This window comes from Cupriavidus metallidurans CH34 (genome assembly GCF_000196015.1).
Classification (GTDB): domain Bacteria; phylum Pseudomonadota; class Gammaproteobacteria; order Burkholderiales; family Burkholderiaceae; genus Cupriavidus; species Cupriavidus metallidurans.
The window spans coordinates 1,920,825-1,940,766 of the sequence record NC_007974.2 but is presented as its reverse complement, the minus strand read 5'-3'; the positions used below and the strand labels follow the sequence as shown (position 1 = coordinate 1,940,766).

The window sequence follows — 19,942 nt, the reverse complement described above, 5'->3', positions numbered from 1 at the left end:
CTACTTGATAAGGAACTCGACCATGTCCACATCGAGAACGGGGATTGCGAGCTTTCTCGCGACCTCGAGTCTCTCGGGAAAATGATTGTCGATAAAGATTGAGTCAGGTGAGAAATGGTCGGCCTTTGAGCCGCCGTCGGTGATCACGATGATCTGATCGAAGATGCCGCGGCTGATATGGGCCTTCTCGAGTGTCTGAGCGACATCGAACGCGTGCCGGGTGATCAGGTTCACTTTCTTGCCGTCCGCCTTGGACTGATACAGGAACGCCATGGTTTGCGGCACGGCATGTCCGTTCAGCACCAGGGTGTCGTCGAGATCGACGAAGACAGAGTCGTAGGCGAAATCCAGACGTGTACGCGTGGCGATACTCCGCTCCACCAGGTTGACGTGCGGATTGTCCAGCGCGACCAGATCGCGGCCGAGGTGATCCTGCACCGCCATCAGCGGCAGGTTCACGCCGCGCGCGCGCTGCGCGACCATCGTGCCGGCAACGCGGCATGAAATCTCGAGAAGCTTCCAGCGGCCATCCTTGTCCGCCTTGAGCTGGAAGAACCACGGTCCGCGGAGCTGCAGGCGTTGATTGATCTCGCGGGCGATGCCTTCGATCTCAGGGGACAGCGCCAGCAAGCGGGAGCGCATGGTGATGCCTGCCCGCACTCGTTCGCGGGTACGCGGTCCGGTCCAGACGAGCCGCCGTTTGCGGTCCGTGAAGCAATCCACGGTGATTTCTTCGCCCGGAAGGTACTCGACCAGGACCGGGAACTGCATCGCGTCCATCGCCGCGCGAGCCTGTTGCGGATCGTTTGCCAGCGTCACGCCCTGGCCGCCCTGTCCAAGATCAGGCTTGACGATGATCGGCCACGCTTTCACCGCCTCGACCGACTCGAACATGTGCGGCGCCCAGTCGGCATCGCGAAAGCACGCGTAGGTGGCGCTCTTGCGCCGCGCGATGGCCGCGGTCTGCGGGTCGCCATTGATCAGCGTGACGCCCATTCCAGGGGCGCGCGGCGCGAGATAGTCGAGCACGGAGTCGTGCGTTGCGAAGACGACATCAATGTCGAGTTCGACAAGAAGCCGCGAGAAGGTGCTGTCGAATTCGGCGTCGCTGATCTTCGGCAACCCGCCAACGTACCGTTCGAAGCGAAAGCGGCCGTGGTCGTCCACGCTGGATGCGCCGAACAGCTCGACATGCAACGAATACCTGAGCGCCTGGTGGATCTCGGCTGCGTTCTCCGAGCCGCAAGGGAAAACCAGGACCTTCAGTTTCTTGTTCATGGACGCATTCATTCAGTCTGACTTCAGGCGGTGTCGCCGCGCTCGCAGATCACGTAGATGCTCGAGCACAGATCCGGGTAGACCCGTCCCAACTCGAAGCATCCATCGAGATACTCCCTGGAGATGATGCCTGCCTTCAGTGCGGCGTCTATCTGGAAGTTCGCCAAGCCCTTGAAGATGATGCCGCCGTGAGTGACCGGTTGCAGCTGCGCGTCGCACAGGTCTGCCTTCAGCGTGTCCAGCGAATAGGTGACGCGATGGCCGTGCGCGGCTTCAGCGGGTGTGACGGCCGCCGCATGGCGGATCAATCCCATGTTGACGGCAATCTGGCGCGACCCGGCCCGCGCGTTCGGCGTCGCAACGAACAGGCGGCCACGCTCCGACAACCATTGGCGGATGCGGGACAGCACTTCGACAGGTTCGTCGAGATGCTCGAGCGTATGGATCAGGAAGATATTGTCGTACTTCTTCTTGGGTTCGAATGTTTCGAACGTCGAGTGATAGAACGTTGCCGCCTCGCCTGTCTTGGACGCGGCGACCTCGATGCAGTCGGAAGACGCCTCGACGACGTCGACCGTGGCAAAGTGCCCGAGCAGGCGCTGCGTGAAATGTCCTTCGAAGCAACCAAGCTCGAGCGCGTTCCCGGCCACCATGGATGGCCCGAACGTCTTGAGCATGTACTCATGCATCAGGTAGTCGAAGGCGTAGGCGTAGCTGTGTTCGGGATGGTCCTTGGCTTCGGCGTTGTAATCTCGGCTCATGATGTCAGTCCTGTCCGCGTTGATAGAAGCGCTGCTCGACCGGTACGTAGAACTCCTCGAGGGACGCGGGCACCCGGGCGTTGAAACCGATCACCTGCCGGAGGAATGGCGTGAGGGTCGAGACGCCGGAGCTGGCCATGAGCCTCGGATAGTCGAGCTGCGGTTTGAAGAAGGGGCAGGTGAACGTCAGCGTCAACGCCCTTCTGGGAAGATTTGTCGTGTTCTCTCCGGCGGCGTGCCAGATTCGGGAGTCGAACAGCAAGACCGAGCCGCGCTCGCCTGTCACGCGCGCCGCATCACGAAAGAACGTGTCGTTGGACGGCCTCTCGGGCTGATGCTGGGAACCGGAAAGAATATGGGTCGCGCCATTCGGCTCGGTGAACTCGTCGAGCATCACCAGCGTATTCAGCATGAAGCGCTTGGCGTTCGAATGAAAGCGGATATCCCTGTGAACGTCGTGGGCGTAGGTCTTGCCGTCGTTGATGAAGCCGCCGTACGAGTTCAGGATGTAGTTGCCGCCGAAGAACCATTTGACGATGGGATCGAGCGCTTCGAATTTCGCCAGCAGTTCGACATAGCAGCGGTCGTCGGAAAGCACGTGGTGAGCGGTGCCCTGACAGTTTTCCATCAGACCATTTGCCGTGCGGATCGCGTCACGCTTGTTCAGCGACGGAACAAGGGCGTGGTTCAGCGCGCCGACGAGTTCCTCATGGATCAGTCGCGGGACCACTGTCCAACCCTGGGATTCGAGTTCGGCTTCGTGCCTGGCAAGGTTCGTGTTCATGAATATGTTTGTCAATTCGGGACCATCATTGACGGTCGCGGTACTCCAGGACCTGCCGGGCAAGCGGAGCCAACTGCTCGGGCGAAAGACGCTGGTCGCAGGGAATGAAGAGCGTGTTGCGCGGCAGGCTCCGCTCGAACTCTGGCATGTCCTGGCTTTGCTCGAGGTCAGGCCAATAGGTTGCGCTGTATATGCGTTGGGACCGCCATGCTTCGCGCAGGCCCTGCGGCGCGCCCAGGAATGGGTAGCAAAGCGGCGCGCAATCGTGAGCCGCTGCAAGCGTCAGGCTGTTATGCCTGCTCAGGCATTCATGGAGAAAGGAGAAATTGGACGCACGCCGCGCGCGGATTTCCGGATAGTCGATCGCTGCGAGCAGGCGCTGCGTGAGCGGTGACATACGGCGCGGTTCCTGCCACTCCAGGCTGCACTCCGCGGCGGCATAGTCCGCATAGCCGGATTCGGCGCCACCCGCTAGTCGCTTCAGCAGGTGGCTGCTACGGGCTACCGAGCCATCGTCGGTCACTTCGGGAAGCTCCACCGATGCGCGTGTCGCGAGGTATCCGCCATCCGGTACGCCGACGAACTTGCGCGGTGAGTAAATCGTCGCCAGGTTGTCACGCGCCGCCGAGAAGAACGCGTGGGCATTGTCGATGATCACCTGTTCGTGTGGAAAGCGCGCGAGCACATCGTCCACGTGGCGATCGCATACACCGAAGTAGTTGACGTATAGCAGCCACTCGCCATCGGCGAGCGCGATATCGGGGCAACCGAGGTCGTGCCGCAGCGCGTATCGCTTGACTATCGAGCCCGCACTCCGAAGTGGTTCGAGCATGCTGTCGCACAGATACCAGGGTACCCAGACGGCTGCCGGTGCGTGTGTGCGAAGTAGAGCCAGGAATGCCGCGCGCGCCGATTGGAAGCGCAGTGCTTGCGGATACCACTCCTGACCGTACTGCGGCAATTCCAGGCCGAGGTAGCCGCCTATCGCGTCCGTGTTCATGCGGTGATGGCCTCTCGGGAAAGCATTGCGTGGACGGATTCGACATGATTGAACATCAGCACGTCGATGATCGACAGGCCGGGAACGAACGGCGCGCCGAACTGCGGATACGCAGGAAGCGCCGTATCGACGAACTCCAGGTCGATGCTGGCAGCGGCGAAGGTGCCAGCATCGTAGAGTGCGCGGCCGCCAGGTAGATTCACATAGGTACCTGCGTGTTCGCGAGCGCAGATATCGATAACACGCGCTTCGCTCCTGAGCGCTTCGTTGCCGTAGCCGGTTGACGTCGTCACGAACGTTGTCTCCAGGCCGAGGTATGCGCAGGTGTCGATCACGCTTTTCGCCGCGAGCCGTGCGATCGAATCCGTACTGTCGGAGAGCACCTGCTCGACCAGCCGGCTGACCGGTACGTATTGCGGCGCGCGCCCATAAGCGTGGCGGAGTTGCTCGAGCAGCTTCCCCAGCCAACGTTCGCGAGGCTGTGTGCGGACCTCGTCGATCCGGCGCGACGAGCTGGCTCCCGCCAGTGGTACGGTCAGGTAGTGTGGGGCGCTGGCGAGCAGGATGCGGTTCCGGTTGATCCAGCCATTCTTGATGAACGTGACATCGTCGTAGACCACGAAACGGTCCACCGATGCCGCTAGCTGGAAGTAGCCGAGGTACGGGAACAGATAGGGCTGCATGATTGCCAGCCGCATGCTCAATGCTCCGCGATGATGCTCACGACGCGCTGAACTTGCTCTTCAGTGAGCGCCGGATAGATCGGCAGGCACAGCACCTTCAGCGCCGCCTCCGATGCAATGGGCAAGTTATGGCGGCTGGCGGACGGCAGGCCGCGATACATCGGGAAATCCGAGATCAGCGGATAGAAGTAGCGCCGAGCGAAGATACCTTGCTCGCGGAACTTGTCAAACAGGGCATCCCGGCTGATCGGGTAGTCAGCTTCGACGTGAATGGGGAAGTACGCGTAGTTGGCTGTGGTTTCGCCGGCATCCGCCTGGCAACGAATGCCGGGGATGTTGCGCAACAGTTCGCGATAGCGTGCATCGATCGCCTTGCGGCGCTCGAGCGCCTCGTCGATGTGCTGCAACTGCAGCAGCCCAAACGCAGCGTTGATTTCACTCATCTTGCCGTTGATGCCGGCAGCGACGACGGTGACTTCGTCGACAAAACCGAAGTTCTTCAGATGATCGATGCGCTGCTTTGTCTTGGCATCGGGGCAGATGATGGCGCCACCTTCGAACGTGTTGAAGACCTTGGTGGCGTGCAGGCTGAGAATCGACAGGTCGCCGTGCTTCAGGATGCTGCCGCTTTCGTTACGGACGCCGAAGGCATGGGCGGCATCGTAGATCACCCTGAGGTTGTAGTTGTCCGCGATCTTCTGGATCGCGTCGACATCGCAGGGGTGGCCGTAGCAATGCACGGGCATGATCGCCGTTGTCTGCGGTGTGATCGCGGCCTCGATCTTTGCCGGATCGAGATTCATCGTATGCGGGTCGATGTCGACGAAGACGGGCTTGACGCCGTTCCACAGCAGCGAGTGCGCCGTCGCCACAAAGGAGTATGGCGTCGTGATGACCTCTCCCGTGATCCGCAGCGCCTGTAGCGCCGTCACGAGCGCGAGCGTGCCATTGGCGAACAGCGACAGGTAAGGGACGCCAAGGTACTCGCACAGTTCACGCTCGAACTGCTGGTGAAACGGCCCGCCATTGGTCAACACGCGCGAGTTCCAGATCTGCTGCAGATAGGGCAGGAACTCGTCGAGCGGAGGCAGGTGTGGCTGGGTGACGTAGATGCGGTCCTCGAGCAGGGCGCGCACGGATTCCGACGGAAGGCTGGCTGTCATGGTCGCTGATCCTTACGTGACGGGCTGGAGCGCGTGCTCGCTGGCTGCGGCGGGTGCAACCGTGTTCTGAACCGGTTCGATTTCGAAGCTATCGGGCGCCTGGCCCGCGCACCAGCGTTCCCACATCGCGCGTAGCGCAAGGGACAGGCTGGACGCGACGTTCGCGGGCTGGATCGACGTCGCGTGCATGCAACGCTCGCGCAGGGTGGCGCGTAGCTGCTTCAACGCATCCAGGTCCTTCGACAGGGCAAGCGCGCGTTGGACGAAGTCGTCTGCGTCGTTCGCGATGTACTGATGGAGTCCTAGCTGACCGAGCCAGCTAGCGCTGCCGCGGCTCAGCGGGCTGTTGCCTGCGATGGTTACCGTGGGTACGCCCATCCATAGCGCATTGATTGTCGTGGTTGCCCCGGTGTAGGGGAACGTGTCAAGGCAGATGTCGACGTGATGGTGCTGCTGGAGGTACACCGGTGTCTCGGTCCGGGTACGGAACGACAGGCGCCCGGCGTCGATGCCTTCATCGGCAAACCTGGTGAGACAGGTCTGCTGGTCTGCATCGCCCTCGATGGCACCGATGATCATTCGCGCGCTCGGGTCTGCGTGCAGGATTCTTGCCCAGAGCGCGACGACCTGCCGGCTTACCTTGTTCAGCCGATTGAAGCTGCCGTAGGTGATGTAACCCTTGTGCAGGGCAGGCAGGGTGTTGACAGGTGGGGAGGCGGCAGTCGGGCAATAGGGCGCGACTGCTGGCAGCAGGACGATCTTCTCGCTGAACTGCGCGTCAAATAGTCCTGGTGGTGTGCTGTGGCGGTCGGCCAGGAAATAGTCCATGGCGTCGAGTCCGGTCGTCGCCGGATATCCAAGCCATGTCACCTGGATTGGCGCAGGTTTCCGAGCGAACGCAGGCAAGCGATTGTGGTTCGTATGGCCTGACAGGTCGATCAGGATGTCGATCTCATCGCGGCGGACCGTCGCGGCAAAGCCGACATCGTTCATCCTGGTCACGACCGTCCACGATGCCGCGTGCGCTTGCAGGAAACTGGTGACCTCGTCTTCGATCGTGAAGTTGTAGTAGAAGTGCAGCGAGACACTCGGGTCCTTCGCCAGATACTCGACAACGGCCCCAAGATACGTACTGACAGCATGGTTGTAGAGATCACCGGATACAAGCCCGATCCGGAGCTTTCGACGGGGGTCGGGGACGTTCGCGTGCCGCTTCGGGCTGGTCCGGATCGCGTTCCGCTTGCCATAGGCGAAATGCGCTTCGGTCAGGGTTGCCGTATCAATGGCATCGCAGTGGGTCAGGCGGAACAGAACGGCACTGTTGTTCTTGGTATTGTTCGAGTCAAGCTCAATCGCCGTTTGCAGATGCCCAAGGGCCTCGGCTACCTGGCCCCTGTCGATCTGCACCATGCCGAAGCTGAGGTGGGCCAGCGCGTTATTGGGCGCAAGTTCGACAGCACGCCGGCCAGCGACGGCCGCTTCGTCATACCGCTTCTGGCAGTGCAGTACGCTCCCGAGGTGCCATAGTGTGTTGGCGTCGTCCGGGGCCGTCGAGAGAATGTGGCGGCAATGTGCTTCGGATTCCGACAGGCGGCCGATTTCGCGTAATGCGTTGGCAAGCAGTCTGCGGATCACCAGGTCGTTGGGCTGCAGTTCCACCGAGCGACTGGCTGCGTCGACGATATCCTGAAAGTGTCCTACCTGATGCAGGGCAAGGCCGAGTGCGCCCCATGCCGTGCCATCTGACGGGTACTCGGCCGTCAGGCCGCGGGCATACGCTATCGCTTCCTCAAGTTGCCGGTCCTGGATCAAGGCGTTGACCTTGTTCACTTTCGAGGATGGCGCCTTGCGCTTGTCGCCGCTCGCGGTGGCTGTGCCGGATGCGTTGCCGACGGCTTGATCCGGGGCGCCAGGCGTGGCGGCCGGCGTGGTGCCATTGGGTGTGGTGGCAGGCATTGCCACAGCAGCCGGCGCCGGCGACGCATTCGACCGCGCCATTTGCGTGATCAGCCAATCGAGGTCGGGGCCCTTGACCCCGCGCTGCTGCGCGAGATCGAGTGCGATCCAGGCAGCGGATGCCTGGCCGCTCTGGAACAGCGCGCTGATGTAGTTGACCCAATAGTGCCGGTTGTCGGGGCTGAGGCCGAGGGCGACCTCGAAGTTACGCAGCGAGTCCGCCGGTTCGCCCATCTGCACCTTGAGCATCGCGTAGCCATATTGGGCATCGGCGTGCATTGGCACGGCGCCGATGATGATCTCGTACAGGGCCCGCGCATCCTCATAAGCGCCGGCTTGCTGTAACTCAAGAGCGCTTTGCAGAATCAGCAGGACATCCTGCTCCTGCTGCTGCGCCTGAGGTAGGACTTCCGAGACTTCGGGACTGGACAAGGACAAGGACATGGGCATCGCCTGGACGGATTACGCCAGCATGATGCGTCCTGCCTCTACTGACTAAAGTACGGAGGAGAAGCCAAAAAATCAGTCAATTCGAATTGGGGTCGTTCAGCAGGCTTCTTCGGTGCCGCGATAAAAGTGACTGAAAATCATCATTTCTTCGGAAGATTAGCCACGCGTCGACGCGCGCGCGCCGCCAGCCCTGGGCCAAGCGCCCAGCGCAGCGTGGGTGCCAGCGCGCGCATGCCGGTCAATGCCAGCGAGCGGCGCAGCGATGGCCGGTGCAGGCCGAGCATCTGGCGCGCCCAGGGCGGCAGCAGCGCCACACCCGCATCGGCCATGGTCCGTACCGCCGGTATCAGCAGCGGATTGGCCACCGGCATCGTCATGACCAGTTGAACGACTTCGCGGGTGCGCTCGCTATTGACCAGCAGCGGCCGCTGCGCCTCCAGATAGGCGTCGATCTCCGCGCGGGAGCGCGGCACGTCCGGCGCGCCAAGCAGCGCGGCGACCCTGGCTTCTTCCTCGAAGTAACGATCCTGCTCGGCTGCGGAGAGCGGCCCGACATAGCGCAGGTATCCCGTCAGAAAGCTCGACACTTCGGCCACGTGTACCCACGTCAGCAGCGCCGGGTCGTCGGCGGCGTAGGGCTGGCCATCGGGCGCGGTGCCCTTGATGCAGGCATGGATGCGGCGCACGCGCTCGATCAGCGCCATGGCGTCGGCATGGCTGCCGTACGTGGTGCCTGCGATGAACTGCGCCGTTCGCCCGAGCCGGCCCTGCATGTCGGTGCGAAATGTGGAGTGGTCCCAGACGCCCGCCAATGCCAGCGGATGGAGCGCCTGCAGCAGCAGCGCGCTGACACCCCCGGCCAGCATCGCCGGGAAATCGGAATGAACGCGCCAGCAGACCGCGTCCGGCCCGAACAGGCCGGGGTCTCCGGGTGGGTTGTCGTAGTCGAGCGTCAGCCCGGAGTTGCTGCGCGTCAGGGCGCGGACCTGCGCGCCGGCCTGGTTGCGCAGACGCTGCAGCGGGCCGGCGGAAGGTGTGGACGGGGCGGACGAACGGGGGAGTCCTGGCGGCATTGCGGCATGGGCGCCTCCTCGACGCCAGAAAGCCACGGGTTCGATGGGGTCAGTCGTAACGCAGGTCCGTGGCCTTGCCCCAGAATACACGGTACGCGTAGGCCGTGTAACCCAGGATCGTGGGCAGCACGATCACCGCGCCGATCAGGATCACCATCAGCGATTCCGGCGCGCTGGCCGCCTGCCAGATGTCGATGCGATCGACCACGAGGTACGGGAACAGGCTGTAGGCCAGGCCGTTGAACGCCAGCAGGAAGATCACGGCGGTGCCCACGAACGGCACCCAGCACCAGCGGTCGTTGCCGTTCGCGTGCAGGTCACGCATCCGGCGCAGCAGTCGCTCGATGACCACGAACAGCACCATTGTCAGCAGCGGAATCGGCGCCAGCAGGATGATGTTCGGCAGGGAGAACCACTTCTCGAAAATGCGCTCGCTGACCATCGGCGTGACGATCGAGATGGCGGCCACGCCAATCGCGGTGAGCCACAGGCTGCGGCGCGCCCAGTAGATCGCGCGCAACTGCAGGTTGCCCGTGGTCTTCATGATCAGCCAGCTTGCGCCCAGCAGGCAGTAGCCGGCCACCAGGCACAGGCCAACGGCCACGGCGAACAGCAGGTTGGGAAGGTCGTAGCGGAAGCCGGTGATGTACAGGCCGAGCATCAGACCCTGCGAGAAGCTGGCCAGCAGCGAGCCCGCATAGAACGCGAAGTTCCACCAGGGCTTGTGCGGGTCCCGTGCCTTGACGCGGAAGTCGAAGGCGACGCCACGGATGATCAGGCCGGCCAGCATCAGCGCCACGGGCAGGTACAGCTGCGTCAGGATGACGCCGTGCGCCATCGGAAACGCGGTCAGCAGCAGGCCCACGCCGAGCACGAGCCACGTTTCGTTGGCGTCCCAGAACGGGCCGATCGAGGCGATCATGGTGTCCTTGTCGACGTCGTCGGCGCGCCGCAGCAGCACGCCCACGCCAAGATCGTAGCCGTCAAGGATCACGTAGATCAGCATCGACAAGCCCATCAACGCCAGAAACACCAGCGGCATCCAGCCGGCCGGCTGGGAAAGATCGTGCATCGTGGCCGGGTTCATTGCGCGCTCCTGAGCTGACCTGGGATAACGGATTGGGAGGAATCGTCCTTTGACTTGCCGGCCTTGCGCGCCAAGTGGAATACCACCGAGATATAGGCGACGATCAGTACGGCATAGAGCGTCAGGTACATGGCAAGCGTGCTGCCGATCATCGTCGCGGGCACCTTGGAGGCGGCCTGCGCCGTGGTCAGTACGCCGTAGACCAGATACGGCTGGCGGCCGATCTCGGTGACGTACCAGCCGGCGACCAGCGCGACCCAGCCGGAGAACGTCATCGCCACCAGCAGCCGCGCCATCCACGGCGCGGGCGCGCGGCGCTTGCGGAACTGCCACGCAGCGACCCACGAGGCCGCCAGCATCAGCAGGCCAACGCCAACCATGATGCGGAACGCGAAGAACAGCGGGGCCACGGGCGGGTGGCGATCGGCAAATGCGTCGATGCCCTTGATTTCGCCGTCGACTTTGTGGGTAAGGTAGATCGATGCCAGCTTCGGAATCGCGATCTCGAAATCGTTCGACTGCGTCGTGGCGTTGGGCAGGCCGAACAGCACAGCCGGCGCGCCCTTCTCGGTCTTCCATATGCCTTCCATCGCCGCGATCTTGGCCGGCTGGTGATGCAGCGTGTTCAGGCCGTGCAGGTCGCCGGCCACGATCTGCAGCGGAATCAGGATCGCCGCCAGCACCACGCCCGTATGCATCGAATGCAGGACTTCGCGGCTGCGATCGTTGCGCAGCCAGCGGTATGCGGAAATACCGGCCACCAGGAAGGCAACGGTAAGACCGGAAGCCAGCAGCATGTGGACCAGACGGTAGGGGAAGGACGGGTTGAAGATGACCTCGATCCAGCTTGTCACATGCGCGCGGCCGTCGATCATCTCGAAGCCGGCCGGGGTTTGCATCCACGAGTTCAGCGCCAGGATCCAGAACGCCGACAGCGTGGTGCCACCTGCCACCAGCAGCGTGGCGATGGTGTGCATCCGGTTGCTGACGCGGCGCATCCCAAACAGCATGATGCCCAGGAAGGTGGCTTCCAGGAAGAACGCGGTCAGGACTTCATAGGCCAGCAGCGGGCCCGCGATATTGCCGACGGTCTCCATGTATCCCGGCCAGTTGGTGCCGAACTGGAAGCTCATCGTGATGCCGCTGACCACGCCCAGCGCGAATGTCAGCGCGAAAATCTTCACCCAGACGCGATAGGCGTCCATCCAGTTTTCGTCGCCGGTCTTGTTGTAGCGCAGCTTGAAGAACAGGAGGACCCACGCCAGAGAGATGCTGATGGTGGGAAAGAGGATATGGAACGTGATATTCGCGGCGAACTGGATGCGGGCCAGTATCACCGGATCGACACTTGCAAACACGAATTACTCCTTGCGGGAACGGGCGGACTTCGCGGGGGCCTTGGCGGCTTCCCGGGGGGCTGGCTTGCTCGATGCCTTGTTGGAGGCCTTCTCCCTGCCGATACCAATGGCAGAGGTCAGACGGTCCTTCACGTCGAGCAGCTTGGTGACGCGCGAGCCCAGGCGCATCAGCTTTTCCAGCGTGGCGACGTCAAGCTTCTGCATGTCGCCGAACCACGTGGTGACCAGGAAAATCAGCCCGTACATCTCCTTCATGCGCGCCTGCGCATGGAGATCCTCGGGCGATGTCGGCGTTTCGAGCTGCACTTCGCGCAGCATCGACAACGTGGGATCGATCTCGCGCCGGCGGCGTTCCTCGGCCAGCGTGCGGAAGATGGCCCAGACGTCGTCGGGCGCGGAGAAATATTCGCGCCGGTCGCCGGGCTGGTGCGACAGCCGCACCAGGCTCCAGGATTCCAGTTCCTTCAGGCCGATGCTGACATTCGAGCGTGAAAATCCAAGAGATTCGGCGATTTCGTCGGCGTTGAGGGGGCGCGAGGCAGTGAAGAGCAGGGCGTAAATCTGACCAACCGTTCGGTTAATCCCCCAGCGACTGCCCATCTCCCCGAAGTGGAGAACAAAGCGCTGGATCAGGGGCGAGAGTTGCATGTTCGTTTCGAACTTTCAGAATTTTGTGAAAGTTTAGTACGAAACGCCTGATCGTGCTCAAGGAAGTTTGCGTGGCGCTTTGCCGCAGGGGGTATGCGTTGCGGGCTGCCTGGGCATATCGGGCGAGGGCAATTGTCTACCGAGAACACAATGCATCGGATTTGGCCAAGTATGCCGTAACGCAGGCCGACTCTCTGACCTCTCATTGATTCTCGACGCAACTTTCACCGCCACGAAGGACAGATGCAGCAAAGGGACCCGGCAGGGCACCACTTCAGTCTGCCCGCGCGAGCAGGTAGCGCGAGAGCATTCTGCAAAAATGATATTTGGTAGCATCATATGCTCCACATTCCAATATCGATCATGGATTTTGGAAGCAATTTTTAGTGCGCTCGTCGTAGCATTTCTACCCTTCTGAAGGATGAATGATGAGCACGGACACTCTGCGGTACTTCGATTACGCTGCAACCACACCGGCGGACCCTCGTGTCATGGAGGCGATGTTCGGCTGCCTGGGGGCCGCCGGCGTCTTCGGAAACCCTGCGTCGAACTCCCACGCTGCAGGGCTGAAGGCAAAGGATCTGGTCGAGCAGGCTCGCGCCCAGGTCGCCGCTCTGATTGGTGCAGAGCCATCCGAGATTGTCTGGACGTCCGGCGCGACAGAGTCGAACAATCTGGCTCTCAAGGGCTTTTTCGACCGCGAGCCGACACGGCGCCATTTGGTTACCAGCAAGCTTGAGCACAAGGCAATTCTGGACACCGCGTCGTACCTTGAGCGACTTGACGTTTCCGTTTCCTACCTCTTGCCGGATCCGTCAGGCGAGATTTCGCAGGCCGCTGTGGAAGCGGCCTGCAGCCATCACACGGGCCTCGTTTCGTTGATGATGGTGAACAACGAGATCGGCACCCTTACCAACATCGCCGAGATCTCGCGGCTCGTTCACGCCGCTGGCGCTCTGCTTCACGTGGACGCGGCGCAGGCGGTTGGCAAGACCGCGATTGACGTAAAGGCGATGGGCGTGGATCTGCTGTCGATGTCGGCACACAAAGTATATGGTCCGAAGGGCATCGGTGCGCTCTATGTGAGCCGCGAAGTGGCATCGCGTATCGCTTGCCAGATGCATGGTGGAGGACACGAGCAGGGACTACGGTCTGGCACCCTCGCCACGCACCAGATTGTCGGCATGGGAACGGCTTGCGAACTGGCGCGGACAGAAATGGCTTCGGACAACGAGCGCATCGCGCAACTGAGCGAGCGTTTGCTGAGTGGTGTGCGCGCGACAGGCGCCATCACGCAAAACGTCAGTTCCGCAGTCCGCATTCCGCACACACTCAGTCTGACTGTGGAGTTGCCCAATTTTCTCCCGTCCATGTTGGCCGACAACCTGGCCATCTCCTCAACGTCTGCCTGCAATTCGGCGGCTGGCAAACCGTCTCACGTGCTGACTTGCATCGGTCTGGGTAAGGATTCGGCGGAGCGCACAGTTCGCCTGAGCCTCGGACGCTTCACAACGGAGGCAGACGTGGATTTTGCGGTCGACTGCTTTCGTGGGGCCATAGAGCGCTGTCTGGAAGTGGGCGCGGGCCGACAGGACATGCAGATCAGGCAGCTCTCGAACGACGTGAGCGTGGCGCCACAGTTAAGCGGAGCCGACGTACGGGCGGCGCATGCGATTGGATTCCGTTCCATTGTCTGCAACCGGCACGATGGAGAGGCGGCCGGCCAGACCCAGTTCGCGAAAATCGCGGAGGTTGCCAGTTCGCTTGGCATGGCTGCGCACTACCTGCCCGTGGAATCGGGTGATGTCACCGTCGAAGCCGCTGCAGCCTTCGGTTTGCTCGTGGCAGAGCTGCCGAAGCCCGTACTTGCGTACTGCCGTACGGGAACCCGTTCGGCTACGCTGTGGAATTTGGCAAGCAGCAGGCAAGGCTGAAGGGGCGGTCGGCACGGAAAGATTGCGCGACGGGGCGTGCGTGGGTTGACGTGCCGTCCTCGGCGTTCGGCCAACGATCCTGCGGAAGGTAAGCAAAAACCATAGGCCTTCTCGCCCCCCCCGCCCCCCGAAATTGGATAGGACGCGAACTCGGCACTGGCGCGACACAAACGCCCGCAGCACGTTGGTACTCAAACGGCGACACATTACTGCCTTGACCATCAGTCGCCGGTGGCCGTCCAGAGGGCATTCGAGGGCCTCCGCTCGCCCTTTCGCGGTCATCCGCTCTCGAGCGACTTTAATGGCGACTTCCGATCCAGAAGTGCCGTTCGGTGACAGCCTACTCAGGTGTCTCTTGCCGAAGCACAGCCGTCGTTCGCCTGCTGGTTTGGCTGGCCGATGATCCGGACGGCCGTAAGGTCAGCCTCTCACAGAGCGCGACGTCGGCGTCCTCTCCCCCAGGTGCGGACCGTTAAAAAGCCCCTCATGATCACACATGGTCGAGGGGATTTTTTTCGCCTGGCAGCGAATTACCCATCAATCTGGGGTGCGTTTATGTTTGCGCAGTGCCGAAGGGGCGGCGCCATACCACTGACGGCAGGCCCGCGACAATGCAGATTGGGCGGGAAGGCCAAGAAGCAGGGTGATCTGCCCGAGAGGCAGATTGGTTTCGGACAAATAGCGCATCGCCAACTCCTTGCGCACATCGTTTCTTATGGCCTCGAAACTGGTTGCCTCCGCGGTAAGGCGGCGTTGCATCGTGCGCGGGTGCATGGCCAACAGATCGGCCACGCTGGCCTTGCTGTGGCTCGACGTGCCCAGCGTGTCGCGCAGCACCTGCCGCACACGATCCGAAACACTGCCGTGCTCGCTGCGGAAATTGCGGAAGATATAGTCCTCCGCGATCCGCCGCAACGTGGCGTCGACGCCCAGCAGGTCGGCCGCAAGCGTGCTGCGGCTGAGATGCAGACTGGCCCTTGGCTGCTCCACCAATACCCTGGCGCCAAAGAAGCGCTCGTAGGTGCTAAGCGATGCAATCGGCGTGTGAGGAATGGACACCGCGCGAAGCGCGTATCGGTCGCCGGCGAGTAGCCGGGTGAAGTTGTGCATATCCGCCAGGCACAGGTCAATGGCTTGCCGCTGGGCCGGCTGACGCGAGAGCCGGATCTCGATGGAGACCTCGGCCGCATCCTTCGCAATCTCGCTGTGCTCGTGGACTGTGTAGACGAGACCCGGACTATGCACAAACATATGGTGCGCCGCGAAATCCATACCGGCGCGGATTGTCGTTGCATTCTGCAACGCAATGCTCAAGGGCCCCAGCACGTCAATGCTCTGGTGGTTGGACAAGCGCAGGCCGAAGTCACCGGTCCGGGTCTGTTCCGCGCTGGCCTCCAGAAGATGCACGACAGCACGCAGGGAAATCATGGCGTCGTCGCTGTCGAGCGCCCCTTCGTCGACGTGATAGCGCCGCAGCAGCGGCGCGGGGTCGCAACCCATGGCGCGCATCAGCGCCGGGTAGCCACGCAGTCCGCTTGTTCGCACTAGGGCATCCATGGCTCGTAACGTAAATTAATTGTCTCGTGACGTCAAGAGTGGCTTGGCGCCACGCGCTACAGTTTCCGGACGACAAGGCCAGACATAAGGAGACGCTGCGTGAACGCCAATTACGACGTATTGATTATCGGCGCCGGACTATCCGGCATCGGCATGGCATGCCACCTGGCTGAGGCATGTCCGGGCAAGCGCGTCGGCATCCTGGAGCGGCGCAGTGCCATCGGCGGGACATGGGACCTGTTCCGGTATCCCGGCATCCGCTCAGATTCGGACATGTTCAGCTTCGGCTACAAGTTCCGCCCGTGGCACGAGTTGAAAGTCCTTGCCGACGGCCCTTCGATCCGTCGCTACATTGGCGATACCGCGCGCGAATACGGTGTCGACAAGTGGATCCAGTTCGGGCTGAAAGTCCTGCGGGCATCGTGGTCGAGCGAGGACCAGTACTGGACCGTCACCACACAGCAGGAAGGCAGCCACGATACCCGTACCCTCACTTGCAAGTTCCTGATCCCCTGCACGGGCTACTACAACTACGACCACGGGCACCGGCCCGACTTTGCCGGCCTTGAGCGGTTCCAGGGCATCTGCGTCCATCCGCAACACTGGCCTGAAGATCTGGACTATCGGGGCAAGCGTGTCGTCGTGATCGGCAGTGGCGCGACGGCGGTGACGCTGGTCCCGGCCATGGCCGGTCAGGCGTCACACGTCACGATGCTGCAGCGCTCGCCCAGCTACGTCTTCTCGGTGCCGGCATATGACAAGATCTCTGCCGTCCTGCAAAAGATGCTGCCGGCACGCTGGGTGTATGGCCTGGCACGGTGGCGCAATATCCGCCTGCAGCGCTTCATCTACAGGACCGCAAAGCGGTGGCCGCGGCGCGTCCGCTCCTGGCTGCTGTCGCATGTTGAACAACAGCTCGGACATGGCGCCGACATGCGGCACTTTTCGCCCAGTTACAACCCGTGGGACCAGCGGTTGTGCGCAGTGCCTGACGGCGATCTCTTCAAGGTTATCTCCGAAGGCAAGGCCTCTGTGGTGACGGACCACATCGAGACCTTTACCGAAACCGGCGTCCGCCTGAAGTCGGGCAAGAGCCTCGACGCTGACATCATCATCACGGCCACCGGGCTTCAGCTCCAGTCCCTTGGTGGCATGGAGGTACAGGTGGATGGGCGGCCGCGGCACCCCAGCAGTCTCATGACCTACAAGAGCGTGCTGATGCAGGACGTGCCCAACCTGGCCAACCTGTTTGGCTATACCAACGCATCCTGGACATTGAAGGTCGACCTGGCCGCCAACTACATCTGCCGCCTGCTCAACCACATGGACCGCCACGGCTACAACGTCGTAACGCCAATCGCCCCAGCCGGGGAAATGCTGGAAGAAACGGTCATGGATTCCCTGCAGTCTGGTTACGTGCAACGCGGTCGGAGTACCTTGCCTCGTCAGGGCCGTACGCCTCCCTGGCGCGTTCTCCACAACTTCGTGGCCGATCGCGAGATGTTGACGAGGCATCCGATTCACGATCCAGCGCTGAGGTTCGTCCGTGCCGCAACGACCACGACGGTGGCGCGCGGCCGGCCAGCCTGCGACCTTGTGGCAACCAGCATGGACGAAACAGCCGTGTGAGGTTCAGCCGCATTCCGCATCGGAGCCTTGCATGGTCAGCATTGATTCTTCCTTCCAAAGCCACGGTGAGCGTTGCGCGGCCACGCTGATGCTGCCGAGCCAGGGGACGCGCCCGCCCGTCATCATCATGGCGCACGGATTCGGCGCCATTCGCGCCGCCGGTCTGTCTGCCTTTGCCGAGCGGTTCGTGGCCGAAGGCTACGCCGCATATCTCTTCGATTACCGGAACTTCGGCGACAGCGAAGGCAAGCCGCGGCACTGGGTCAGCCCGCGCCGCCACCTGCAGGACTGGGCCGCTGCCATCGCACATATGAGCTCACTCCCAGAGGTTGACGCCGATCGCATGGTGTTGTGGGGGACATCGTTCTCGGGCGGGCACGTCATCCAGACTGCTGCTGCAGATCATCGGGTCCGAGCCGTCATTGCCCAAGTCCCGCATGTCAGTGGGCTGGCCAGCATGAAGCAGGTACCCTTCCATCTCTTGCTGCGCATGATGCTTGCGGCCATGCGCGACCTCTGCGGCAGCGTCATTCGTCGCGAGCACTACAGCCCGATCATCGGTCGTCACGGTGATATGGCCGCGTTGACCGGCGACGACGCTTGGCATGGTTATGCAAGGCTGCTGCCTGCGGGAACGGCGTGGGAGAACAAGGTACTGTCGCGCATCTTTCTGGAGGTGCCACTCTACAGCCCGATTCGCCACGCGCACAAGGTCGCCGCGCCTACCTTGATCGTGGCCGGAACCCATGACACGATCACCCCGGCCAGTGCCGCGCGACGGGCGTCCAGGCGCATACCGTACTGCGAGTTCCATCTCGTGGAAGGTAACCACTTTGAGCTGCATTTGCACGATGAACCGGCGTTCGCAAGCAGTATCGCGGCGCAGTTAGCTTTTCTGAACCGGCACGTTGGTGTCGCCCCCATCGCCCTCGAAAAAAGCGGCCGAGATCATCGTGCGGGCAGTGGCAGCCGACCGTGAACACGTGCTGTTGGGCGTCGCAATTTTCCATGTGTGCTGCACTTGGAGCATGAAACCCTCTGCTGTAATGTCTAGGAGCCGTGATGTCGATGAAGGATCTGTTGGTGGCCGCTTTGCTGTCGGTCTTTGCGTTGTCGGGATGCCAGTCCGTGAAGATTGGTCCTGCGACGGAACAGGCAACTGACGAGAGAGCCGCGAGCGCAGTCAATGAAGCGGAAGTCCGCTCCATCGCGCGCGAAGCCTACATCTACGGCTACCCGGTCGTCGAAGCGTACAAGACGCTCTACGCCCAGGCGGTCGACCAGGGCGGTCCGAACTTCAAAGCGCCGTTTAACCAGATAGGCAACACGGCCAACGTCTTCACGCCGAACGACACGGCGATCATCACGCCCAATTCGGACACGCCATATTCATTCGTCTGGATGGACCTGCGCGCAGAGCCGCTGGTGTTGACGTTGCCGCCCATCGAGAGCAAGCGCTACTACTCCGTTCAGCTGATCGATCTCTATACGCACAACTTCGCCTATCTTGGCACTCGCACCAGTGGCAACCAAGGCGGAAATTACATGATCGTGGGCCCTGACTGGAGCGGCGAGAAGCCAGCCAACGTGAAGGCCGTGATTCGCAGCGAATCCAGCATCGCCTATGCCATTTATCGCACGCAACTCTTCAATGCCAAGGACCTGCGCCGGGTGCGTGCCATCCAGAACGGCTACAAGGTGCGGACGCTGAGCGCGTTTCTCGGCAAGCCGGCACCAGCGCCAGCCTCCCCCATCGACTGGCCGAAGCCCGTCGCAGATGCCACGGATTCGTTGGCCTTCTTCCGCTACCTGAACTTCATGCTGCAGTTCGCGCCGACGGTGCCGAGCGAGCAGGACGTGATGGCGCGCTTCGCAAAAATCGGTGTGGGCCGCGGCTTGCCGTTCGACAAGAACTCGCTATCGCCAGCGATACAGGAGGCCATGGCGGGCGGCATGGCTGATGGCAAGTCCCAGTTTGTGGAATTCAAGAAATCGCAACTGGACACAAGGAAGCTCACCAGCGGCGACTTGTTTGGTACACGCGAGCACCTGAAGAACAACTATATGTACCGCTATGCAGCGGCAGTACTGGGGATATTCGGTAACTCGGCGGAAGAGGCGATTTATCCCGGCTACTTCCTGGATGCCGCAGGCAAGCCGCTGGATGCAGCCGCCACGCGCTATACGCTGCATTTCGACAAGGACAAACTGCCGCCGGCCGACGCGTTTTGGTCGCTAACGATGTATGACGGCCAGAGCAAGCTGCTGGTGGCTAACCCTCTGAACCGGTATTTGATCAACGCTTCGATGCTCGGCCAACTCAAGCGCGATCGCGACGGTGGGCTCACCCTATATGTCCAGAAGGACAATCCAGGCAAGGATAAGGCGAGCAACTGGCTGCCGGCGCCTGACGGGTCTTTCTATGCCATCTTGCGCGTGTACCTGCCGAAACAGGAGATGCTGTCTGGCCAATGGCGCCAGCCGCCCATGGTGGTGGCCGAGTAAGAATCAGGCGCAGGCGCCAAGGCGCCGGTGTGACTATGAAAACCCGATACGACGGAGGGGAACTGTGAAGAGAACA

The 19,942-nt window shown here is 62.0% G+C and carries 16 protein-coding genes; 4 read left to right on the top strand and 12 right to left on the bottom strand.

Translation table 11 applies throughout. The features are described 5' to 3' along the window. From RMET_RS26810 to RMET_RS26760, 11 genes are all read right to left on the bottom strand, one after another. Positions 1 to 1,278 carry an ATP-grasp domain-containing protein gene (locus tag RMET_RS26810; RefSeq protein ID WP_152560168.1) on the bottom strand — a complete coding sequence of 426 codons (1,278 nt, stop codon included), beginning with the start codon at positions 1,276 to 1,278 and terminating at the stop codon, positions 1 to 3. 23 nt (positions 1,279 to 1,301) lie between these two features. Continuing rightward, positions 1,302 to 2,039: a class I SAM-dependent methyltransferase gene (locus RMET_RS26805; RefSeq protein ID WP_011519645.1), complete on the bottom strand. Its 738-nt coding sequence runs from the start codon at positions 2,037 to 2,039 to the stop codon at positions 1,302 to 1,304. A gap of 4 nt (positions 2,040 to 2,043) precedes the next feature. Next, positions 2,044 to 2,823: a phytanoyl-CoA dioxygenase family protein gene (locus tag RMET_RS26800; RefSeq protein WP_011519644.1), complete on the bottom strand. Its 780-nt coding sequence runs from the start codon at positions 2,821 to 2,823 to the stop codon at positions 2,044 to 2,046. A 25-nt stretch (positions 2,824 to 2,848) separates the two neighbouring features. Beyond that, positions 2,849 to 3,823, bottom strand: coding sequence for a hypothetical protein (locus RMET_RS26795; protein WP_011519643.1), 975 nt, complete (start codon positions 3,821 to 3,823; stop codon positions 2,849 to 2,851). After that, positions 3,820 to 4,521 carry a WbqC family protein gene (locus tag RMET_RS26790; protein WP_011519642.1) on the bottom strand — a complete coding sequence of 234 codons (702 nt, stop codon included), beginning with the start codon at positions 4,519 to 4,521 and terminating at the stop codon, positions 3,820 to 3,822. The genes RMET_RS26795 and RMET_RS26790 overlap by 4 nt, the downstream gene beginning before the upstream one ends. 2 nt (positions 4,522 to 4,523) lie before the next feature. Further along, positions 4,524 to 5,669 (bottom strand): DegT/DnrJ/EryC1/StrS family aminotransferase, encoded by a 1,146-nt coding sequence (locus RMET_RS26785; RefSeq protein WP_011519641.1) that lies wholly within the window; start codon positions 5,667 to 5,669, stop codon positions 4,524 to 4,526. Positions 5,670 to 5,681: 12 nt separating this feature from the next. After that, entirely contained in the window at positions 5,682 to 8,069 is a 2,388-nt protein-coding gene (locus RMET_RS26780; RefSeq protein WP_029309759.1) for an O-linked N-acetylglucosamine transferase family protein, read from the bottom strand. A gap of 146 nt (positions 8,070 to 8,215) precedes the next feature. Further along, positions 8,216 to 9,148: an oxygenase MpaB family protein gene (locus RMET_RS26775; RefSeq protein WP_011519639.1), complete on the bottom strand. Its 933-nt coding sequence runs from the start codon at positions 9,146 to 9,148 to the stop codon at positions 8,216 to 8,218. 49 nt (positions 9,149 to 9,197) lie between these two features. Further along, complete coding sequence (locus RMET_RS26770; RefSeq protein ID WP_011519638.1) at positions 9,198 to 10,235, bottom strand: cytochrome d ubiquinol oxidase subunit II; 1,038 nt, start codon at positions 10,233 to 10,235, stop codon at positions 9,198 to 9,200. Further along, a complete protein-coding gene (locus RMET_RS26765) occupies positions 10,232 to 11,593 on the bottom strand; it encodes a cytochrome ubiquinol oxidase subunit I (protein WP_011519637.1) in 1,362 nt (453 codons plus the stop codon). Before RMET_RS26765 ends, RMET_RS26770 begins: the two co-directional genes overlap by 4 nt. A gap of 3 nt (positions 11,594 to 11,596) precedes the next feature. Then, entirely contained in the window at positions 11,597 to 12,241 is a 645-nt protein-coding gene (locus RMET_RS26760) for a GbsR/MarR family transcriptional regulator (protein WP_011519636.1), read from the bottom strand. Positions 12,242 to 12,666: 425 nt separating this feature from the next. Between RMET_RS26760 and RMET_RS26755 the strand changes: the two genes are divergently transcribed. Further along, complete coding sequence (locus RMET_RS26755) at positions 12,667 to 14,175, top strand: aminotransferase class V-fold PLP-dependent enzyme (RefSeq protein ID WP_029309758.1); 1,509 nt, start codon at positions 12,667 to 12,669, stop codon at positions 14,173 to 14,175. A gap of 537 nt (positions 14,176 to 14,712) precedes the next feature. On the opposite strand, the gene RMET_RS26750 is transcribed toward RMET_RS26755, so the two are convergent. After that, positions 14,713 to 15,732: an AraC family transcriptional regulator gene (locus tag RMET_RS26750; protein WP_011519634.1), complete on the bottom strand. Its 1,020-nt coding sequence runs from the start codon at positions 15,730 to 15,732 to the stop codon at positions 14,713 to 14,715. 99 nt (positions 15,733 to 15,831) lie between these two features. On the opposite strand from RMET_RS26750, the gene RMET_RS26745 reads away from it, so the two are divergent. From RMET_RS26745 to RMET_RS26735, 3 genes are all read left to right on the top strand, one after another. Further along, positions 15,832 to 17,361, top strand: coding sequence for a flavin-containing monooxygenase (locus RMET_RS26745; RefSeq protein WP_011519633.1), 1,530 nt, complete (start codon positions 15,832 to 15,834; stop codon positions 17,359 to 17,361). Positions 17,362 to 17,392: 31 nt separating this feature from the next. Then, positions 17,393 to 18,340, top strand: coding sequence for an alpha/beta hydrolase (locus RMET_RS26740; protein WP_011519632.1), 948 nt, complete (start codon positions 17,393 to 17,395; stop codon positions 18,338 to 18,340). Between the two features lie 83 nt (positions 18,341 to 18,423). Then, a complete protein-coding gene (locus tag RMET_RS26735) occupies positions 18,424 to 19,866 on the top strand; it encodes a DUF1254 domain-containing protein (RefSeq protein WP_011519631.1) in 1,443 nt (480 codons plus the stop codon). Positions 19,867 to 19,942 lie beyond the last annotated feature (76 nt).

What these genes read in the sequence shown, in the direction of transcription:
- RMET_RS26810 (WP_152560168.1), bottom strand. Translation starts at nt 1,278, where the DNA reads ATGAACAAGAAACTGAAGGTCCTGGTTTTCCCTTGCGGCTCGGAGAAC.
- RMET_RS26805 (WP_011519645.1), bottom strand. Translation starts at nt 2,039, where the DNA reads ATGAGCCGAGATTACAACGCCGAAGCCAAGGACCATCCCGAACACAGC.
- RMET_RS26800 (WP_011519644.1), bottom strand. Translation starts at nt 2,823, where the DNA reads ATGAACACGAACCTTGCCAGGCACGAAGCCGAACTCGAATCCCAGGGT.
- RMET_RS26795 (WP_011519643.1), bottom strand. Translation starts at nt 3,823, where the DNA reads ATGAACACGGACGCGATAGGCGGCTACCTCGGCCTGGAATTGCCGCAG.
- RMET_RS26790 (WP_011519642.1), bottom strand. Translation starts at nt 4,521, where the DNA reads ATGCGGCTGGCAATCATGCAGCCCTATCTGTTCCCGTACCTCGGCTAC.
- RMET_RS26785 (WP_011519641.1), bottom strand. Translation starts at nt 5,669, where the DNA reads ATGACAGCCAGCCTTCCGTCGGAATCCGTGCGCGCCCTGCTCGAGGAC.
- RMET_RS26780 (WP_029309759.1), bottom strand. Translation starts at nt 8,069, where the DNA reads ATGTCCTTGTCCTTGTCCAGTCCCGAAGTCTCGGAAGTCCTACCTCAG.
- RMET_RS26775 (WP_011519639.1), bottom strand. Translation starts at nt 9,148, where the DNA reads ATGCCGCCAGGACTCCCCCGTTCGTCCGCCCCGTCCACACCTTCCGCC.
- RMET_RS26770 (WP_011519638.1), bottom strand. Translation starts at nt 10,235, where the DNA reads ATGAACCCGGCCACGATGCACGATCTTTCCCAGCCGGCCGGCTGGATG.
- RMET_RS26760 (WP_011519636.1), bottom strand. Translation starts at nt 12,241, where the DNA reads ATGCAACTCTCGCCCCTGATCCAGCGCTTTGTTCTCCACTTCGGGGAG.
- RMET_RS26755 (WP_029309758.1), top strand. Translation starts at nt 12,667, where the DNA reads ATGATGAGCACGGACACTCTGCGGTACTTCGATTACGCTGCAACCACA.
- RMET_RS26750 (WP_011519634.1), bottom strand. Translation starts at nt 15,732, where the DNA reads ATGGATGCCCTAGTGCGAACAAGCGGACTGCGTGGCTACCCGGCGCTG.
- RMET_RS26740 (WP_011519632.1), top strand. Translation starts at nt 17,393, where the DNA reads ATGGTCAGCATTGATTCTTCCTTCCAAAGCCACGGTGAGCGTTGCGCG.
- RMET_RS26735 (WP_011519631.1), top strand. Translation starts at nt 18,424, where the DNA reads ATGTCGATGAAGGATCTGTTGGTGGCCGCTTTGCTGTCGGTCTTTGCG.